Source organism: Streptomyces sp. MGP-BFMKR1, from assembly GCF_057766585.1.
This window is the reverse complement of the sequence record NZ_CM173408.1, coordinates 7754697-7761225: the sequence shown is the minus strand read 5'-3', so window position 1 is coordinate 7761225 and position 6529 is coordinate 7754697. Positions and strand designations below refer to the sequence as shown.

The 6529-nt window shown below is 73.0% G+C and carries 5 protein-coding genes; 3 read left to right on the top strand and 2 right to left on the bottom strand.

The genetic code is table 11. The features are described from left to right. The first annotated feature begins 553 nt into the window (after positions 1-553). The 3 genes from AC3CHW_RS31280 (at position 554) to AC3CHW_RS31270 (ending at position 3772) form a co-directional block, all read left to right on the top strand. Complete coding sequence (locus tag AC3CHW_RS31280) at positions 554-1504, top strand: acyltransferase domain-containing protein (protein ID WP_488471228.1); 951 nt, start codon at positions 554-556, stop codon at positions 1502-1504. Continuing rightward, complete coding sequence (locus tag AC3CHW_RS31275; protein WP_488468704.1) at positions 1501-2805, top strand: beta-ketoacyl synthase N-terminal-like domain-containing protein; 1305 nt, start codon at positions 1501-1503, stop codon at positions 2803-2805. Before AC3CHW_RS31280 ends, AC3CHW_RS31275 begins: the two co-directional genes overlap by 4 nt. A 262-nt stretch (positions 2806-3067) precedes the next feature. Next, positions 3068-3772, top strand: coding sequence for a hypothetical protein (locus tag AC3CHW_RS31270; protein ID WP_488468703.1), 705 nt, complete (start codon positions 3068-3070; stop codon positions 3770-3772). 87 nt (positions 3773-3859) lie between these two features. Here AC3CHW_RS31270 and AC3CHW_RS31265 read toward each other — a convergent pair whose 3' ends face one another. Further along, the gene (locus tag AC3CHW_RS31265; protein ID WP_488468702.1) at positions 3860-4861 is read right to left on the bottom strand and encodes an SDR family oxidoreductase; all 1002 of its coding nucleotides are present in this window, start codon (positions 4859-4861) and stop codon (positions 3860-3862) included. Positions 4862-5736: 875 nt separating this feature from the next. Continuing rightward, positions 5737-6447: a ribonuclease H family protein gene (locus tag AC3CHW_RS31260; RefSeq protein WP_398609001.1), complete on the bottom strand. Its 711-nt coding sequence runs from the start codon at positions 6445-6447 to the stop codon at positions 5737-5739. Positions 6448-6529: the final 82 nt, after the last annotated feature.

Genomic DNA, 6529 nt, shown 5'->3' with positions numbered 1-6529 from the left:
CCAGCCAGACCCATGATCAATCCCCCGATGGACTTTCATAGAAAAACGCACATGAGCGCGTGCGGAAATACACGGGCGCGCCTGTCTACGCAAGAGCGAGCATCACGGACCCCGCGTCATCACAGGTGACGTACCGCCCGACGCACGCACAAGCGGACATCGACGGTGACACCCCGACACATCCCCGAACGGCTGCGCGCCATTTCACCCCATTAATGGGCCGGGCGCAACTCCACTGCGAGCGGTTACCGGAGGAGATCGAACCGTCACGGTTTCTGGTTCCTCGTGAACCATATCGCCCCTACATCCGACCAGGCCGGCACAAGAAGAGGAACTTAACACTCCGCTTCACTTTGGACACCACACCTCTCATCACCGCCGCCGTAAATGTCCAGAATAATTCAGAAGTGTCCGAAGCGTTGACCCGTAAAGCCCGCCCCATATACTGTCCGCTTGCGTTTATGCGCATGGAAAAGTGGACTCGTCAGTCCAGCCATGCGATATTTCATGAAAAGAAAAAGCAGAAGTAACCGGGGGATAATACGTGCGCAACATGGTGTACCTGCTCGGCGGGCAGGGGTCCCAGTACTTCGGCATGGCATCGTCCCTCTACCAGGACAACGCCGAGTTCCGGCGCAGCATGGACCGCCTGGATGCGGTGTGCACCGGCCGGGGTGAGCGGTCCGTCGTCGACTACCTCTACGGCTCCGGCCGCGGCCTGTCCGACCCCTGCGACGACCTCGCGCTCTCCAACGCCGCGATCCTCATGGTCGAGTACTCGCTCAGCGAGGTGTTGCGCGCCGAGGGCCTGCGCCCCGACGTCCTCGTCGGCTCCAGCCTCGGCGAGTTCAGCGCCATGGCGATCGCCGGGTACGTGCCGGTCGAGGCCGCCCTCGGCTTCGTGATCGAGATGGCGCACCTGCTCGAGGGCAGGCTGCGACCGGGCGGCATGGTCGCCGTGCTCGGCGACCCCCGGCTCTACGAGGAGTTGCCCGTCCTGCACCAGCACACCGAGGTCGCCTCCATCAACCACGACGGCCACTTCGTGCTGAGCGGCGAGGCCGCCGGGCTGCGGAGCGCCACCGAGGCGCTCAAGGAGCGCGGACTGATCACCGTGTCGCTGCCCGTGCACTTCGCCTTCCACTCCTCCGCGCTGGACGGGCTGCGCGACCCGATCACCGAACTGGCCGCGTCCCTGACCTTCGACGCCACGCCGGACCCCGCGTCCGCGCGACCGCTGCTGATCTCGTCTACCAGCACCGACGTGGTCAAGGGCTGGCACGCCGAGGACTGCTGGACCACCCTGCGCCGGCCGATCGCCTTCACCCGCGCCCTGTCCGCCGTACCGGGGGCGGCCGAGGCCCACTACGTCGACCTGACGCCGTCCTCGACGCTGGCCGCCATCATGAAGACCAGCCACCCTGCCCTGCGGACCTACCCCGTCATCACCCCCTTCGGGACCGAGCCGGCGCGGCTGCGGACGCTGCGGGCGGAAGCGCTGTGACCGACCGCGGCAGCGGCGTGGCGATCACCGGGCTCGGCGTGCGGTGCGCCCTGGGCGGCGACGTCGAGGAGTTCACCGCGGCCCTGCGGGCGGGCACGTCCGGGGTGACGTACGAGCAGCCGGGTCCAGACCTGCCCGCCAGCCTGGGTGTGGTGGCGCGCCAGCGCCGCACCCCCGCCGAGACCCTCGCGGCGCAGTCACCCGCGGTGGAGCCGGGGTTGCGCGAGCGGCTGCGTCCCCTGCTGAGCCGGGCCACCCGCACCAAGCAGCACTCCCTGCTCGCCGCGGCGGAAGCCTGGACCCAGGCGGGCCTGCCGGTCGGGGACGACCCCGCCCGCACGGACCTGGACGCCACCCGCGCGGGCCTGGTCATCGCCGGCGGCAACCAGGCACACCGGCTCTACCAGGAGATGGGTGACAAGTTCCGCAAGGCACCCTCCTTCGTGCGCCCGAGTTACGCCATCGACCTGTGGGACAGCGATCTGCTGGGCACGGCCAGCGAGTTGTTCGGCGTCCTGGGCGAGGGTGTGACCACCGGCGGCGCCTCGGCCGCCGGCAACGTCGGCCTGGTCACCGGGTTCCGCCTGGTCCGGGCCGGCTACGCCGACGTGTGCCTGGTGATCGCCCCGATGACGGAGCTGTCACCCGTCGAGCAGATGGCGTTCTTCAACCTCGGCGCGCTCGGGGCCAAGACGGCGCAGGAGCCGGCGCACGAGCGCAGCCGCCCCTTCGACATCGGGCACGACGGGTTCGTCTACGGCGAGGGGGCCGCCGCGCTGGTGCTGGAGTCCGTCGAGCACGCCGCCGCGCGCGGCGCCCGGCCGCTGGCCCACATGCTGGGCGGCGCCGTCGCCCTGCACGGCAGCCGGCTGTCCTCGCCGTCACGCGCTGACGAGGTCCGCGTCATGCGACGCGCGCTCGCCGACGCCGGCGTGGACGCCGCCCGGGTGGACTACGTGAACGCGCACGCCACCTCCACCCCGCAGGGTGACGAGGCCGAGGCCGAGGCGCTACGCGACGTGCTCGGCGAGCACGCCGGGCACCCCTGGGTGAACGCCACCAAGTCGCTGACCGGCCACTGCCTCGGGGCAGCCGCGGCCATCGAGGCGGTGGCCTGTGTGCAGCAACTCCGGCTCGGCTTCGTGCACCCCAACGCCAACCTGCACGAGCCCATCCCCGCGGCGGCACCCCTGCGCCTGGCCCCGACCCACCCGGTCGCGGCCCAGCCGCGCCACGCGCTGAGCAACGCCTTCGGCTTCGGTGGCATCAACACCAGCGTCGTCTTCGGGGCCGCCGCTTGAGGCCCGCGAGCCCGTAGCGTGCGGCCCGCCTCTCAGCGCCTGACGGCACGTCGGCGCTGAGGCGTGCCGTACGCGTGGGGGTGCCCCCGAACCAGGCCGGTCATGGTGCCGGGCACGACACCCGACGAGACCACCGACCCACCCGGCGGGCCCGGGCGGGCTCGGCCGCACCCACGCACCCGTGCCCACCCACCCGGCACCCGGCACCCGGCACCCGGCACACCCAACTGCCGGCCCGCCCGGCCCGGTTACCCTGGGCCGGGTGGGAACCAAGCGCATGCGGATACGAGCGGCCGAACTGGTGTCGCTGGAGGGCCAGTCAGGATCGGCGTCAGCCCGTACGTGGGCCGAGTCGGCGACCTGGTGCTCCCTGGTCACCGCGCTGCCCGTACCGCCTCCGGCCGGCGCGGGGCGGGTACGCCCCCGGCGCCGCCCGCTCCCCCGCGTACTGGCCACCCTCGGGTTCGTGGCTGCCTCGCCCCTGCTCCTCGTGGCGGCCATCGAGGGGTGGAACGGTCCGGCGCTCAGCGCCAAGGCGCGGCGCGCCAGGAAGGAGGCGCGGGAGGCCGCCGAGCGCCGCGTGGCGGCGGCGCGCCAGCAGGGGCTGTACCAGACGTTCGACGGCGACTGGGATGGCGCGGCGGGGCAGACGCTGCTGTCCTGGTACGCGCGGGCACCCGACGGGGAGCGGCTGATCGTGCCGACGGACGAGGAGTTGGTACTCCTCGCGGCCCCCTCGCGGGTGTGGTTCACGGGCCGGGCCCGGCGGCTGCGGATCGTGGCCCGCGTTCCGTACCGGACGGCCAGGCCCGACATCCCGCGCGACGCCGACCAACACCTCCCGCGCTTCCGGCTGTCCTTCCCCGACGGCACGTGGCTGACCCTGCTCGCCGACGACGACAACGACCAGGTGGAGCGGTTCTTCCGAACCTGCCGGTCGATCGCGCGCCGCACGCCCGCGGGCTGAGCCCACGACACACCCTGGGGGCGGACTCGGCGCCCCCCGGAGCTGACAACGTTGCCGGTATGGGTGTCTCCGGTACGGGCGCCGCCCTCACCCCAGGGTGGGTTGCTCGGCCATCGCCTGGCAGCAACCCGGGTCAGGCTGGTCTCCGCGCGGCGCCGGGTCGTCCGTCGCCTCCGGCGCGCTGGCGCAGGGCGCGAAGCGGGGGTCGGCTTCCAGGTCGGGGAGGAGCGTCGGGCATCTGGGAGTCCAACCCAACCGCTGCCGGGTCAGGTCGTTCGACGCCAGGTTGTCCAGCGAGACGAGGTCGGCGAGGAACTCGAAGTGACAGCCCGCCTCGTCGGGAGTCAGGCTGACGACCGGCACCCGTAACCGGCGGCCGATGACCTCGGCGATGGAGCGTAACGGCACCCCCTCCTCGGCGACGCCGTGCAGGATCGAACGCGCCGGGGCGGCCTCCACCGCCAGCCGGAACAGGCGCGCCGCGTCCCACCGGTGCACCGCGGGCCAGCGGTTCGCCCCGTCGCCGACGTAGGCCGACACACCCCGCTCGCAGGCGAGGTCGACCAGGCGCGAGATGAGCCCCCGGCCACCCTCGCCGTGCACGGCCGGTGCGAGCCGCACGACGGAGGCGCGCACACCCTGTTCGGCCAGGGCCATGACGGCGTTCTCCGCCGCGATGCGGGGCGCCGTCGATCCCGGAACGGGCGGGACCTCCTCGGTCCCACGGCAGCCCGGGGCCACCATGGCGAGGAGCAGCGTCGCCGAGGTGACCACGAGTGGCTTGCCGGTGCCCGCGAGCGCCGCCCCCAGCGCCTCGACAGCACCCACGTCCAGCTTTCCCGCGTCCACGTAGTCGGAGACGTCCCGACTGAAGGCGAGGTGGATGACGCCGTCCGTGGCGGCGGCGCCGGTGCGCAGGCTGTCGAGGTCGCCCAGGCAGCCGCGGTGCACCGCCGCCCCGGCCGTCGTGAGCGCCGCGGCGGCCGTGTCCGAGCGGGCGAGCCCGACGACCTCGTGCCCGGTGGCGATGAGTTCGCGGACGACCGCGGACCCGATGTATCCGGTCGCTCCGGTGACGAATACGCGCACGTGAGAAGACCCCTTGGGTGAGTTCACGTCACCCCGCCGCCGGACGGGCGACGGGGCACCAACCTTCACACGCTAGGAACAGCACAACCGCGCGTCCAAGGCCCGTTGCGCATGGTGATATGCGCATCACACATCGTTGCAGGCGATCATCCCCCGAAGCAGCCCCGGTGGCCACTCCTGGCCACGACCGTGGCCGGTTCTTGCCACGTTCGCGAGAGGGCTGACGGGCCCTCACGCCAGCCACTCAAGTCGCCTTCGCCGCAGGTCACTTGGGACTGACCTCCGGCACCGTGCCGTGGTCGCCGATCACGACGGCCCCACTGGTGAGGTCTGCGCTGACCGCGTCACCGAACGCGCCACTCCCTCCGACGCCCCACGCGATCTCCGCCCGCGCCACCCCCGAACCCGTTGTCGCGCGCCACGACCCTGGTCCCCGGCAGCGACACGCGTACCCGCCAGCCCGGACCTGGACCACCGCCCGCCGCGTCAGTCGCGTCAGTCGCGCGCCATCATCGGGTCGCGCTTCCGGCCCCCCTCCCACCCACGGGCCCCTGTGCCGCCCGGCCGCCGGGGAGGCGCCGGCTCGGGCGCACCGCACGCGCGCCGAGCGGGCGAGGCAGCGATGCGTTAGTGGAGCGTGAGCGGCGGGGTGCAGAGTCGGACCGGAGTCGCGGCCGGGCCCCACTGGTCGCCCCCGTCGGGGGGCTGGGGCGGCGAGGGGTACCCGGCGCGACGCCGACGCCTGCGACGGCGAGCGGGCCCGTACCTGACCGCGCCCCCGACGCCGGGAGACGCGGGGCGACAGCGTTCCAGGACGTCGGGGGCGCGGACGGGTCGCGGCGACGCGGGCCATGCTGCCCGGCCGCGACCGGGGCTCAGACCTGTGCGCCCTCCGCGACCATGGCACGACACTCGGAGTGGCCCCAGCGGGTTCCGAGCTTGGTGATCGGCTCGCCGACGGCGTACGACTTCCCGCACGGGCAGGTGCCGGGGAACTTCGCCTTGATGGTGCGCGAGCCGCCGCCCGACGACGTCCGGGCCGGCCGCTTCCCCGCGCCGCCGGAGCGCGCGCGGGCCGGCGTGGCGCGCTGGGGCGCGGGCACCGGCGGTTCCGTGGCGCCGAGCGCGGTACCGGCGGCCTCCTGGCGCACGGCCGCGTCGCTGGCGGCCTGGTCGGCGATCGCGTTCAGCGGGTCGCCGTCCACCTGGTGCGCCGGCACGTACTGGAACTCCACGTCCCGGTCCGCCAGCAGCGCGTCGATGGCCTGCACGAGTTCCTGGTTGGCGACGGGCTTGCCGGCCGCCGTCTTCCAACCGTTGCGCTTCCAACTGGGCAACCACTGGGTGACGGCCTTCATGGCGTACTGGGAGTCCATCCGCACCTCCAGCGGCACCCCGGGGTCGACCGCCTCCAACAGGCGCTGTAGGGCGGTGAGTTCGCCCACGTTGTTGGTGGCACGGCCGAGCGGCCCGGACTCCCAGCGCTCGGGGCGGCCATCCGCGTCCGCGATGACCCACGCCCACCCGGCCGGACCCGGGTTCCCCTTGGCCGCCCCGTCACAGGCGGCAATGATGCGATCAGACATCCTCCGATCATGCCTTACGCACCGCCGCCGACGAACCGCCGCCCGACTCCGGCGACGGCGCGCGGCGGGCCCGCCGGGGGCG

Coding starts and splice junctions, on each gene's coding strand:
- AC3CHW_RS31260 (WP_398609001.1), bottom strand. CDS start 6,447: ATGTCTGATCGCATCATTGCCGCCTGTGACGGGGCGGCCAAGGGGAAC.
- AC3CHW_RS31280 (WP_488471228.1), top strand. CDS start 554: ATGGTGTACCTGCTCGGCGGGCAGGGGTCCCAGTACTTCGGCATGGCA.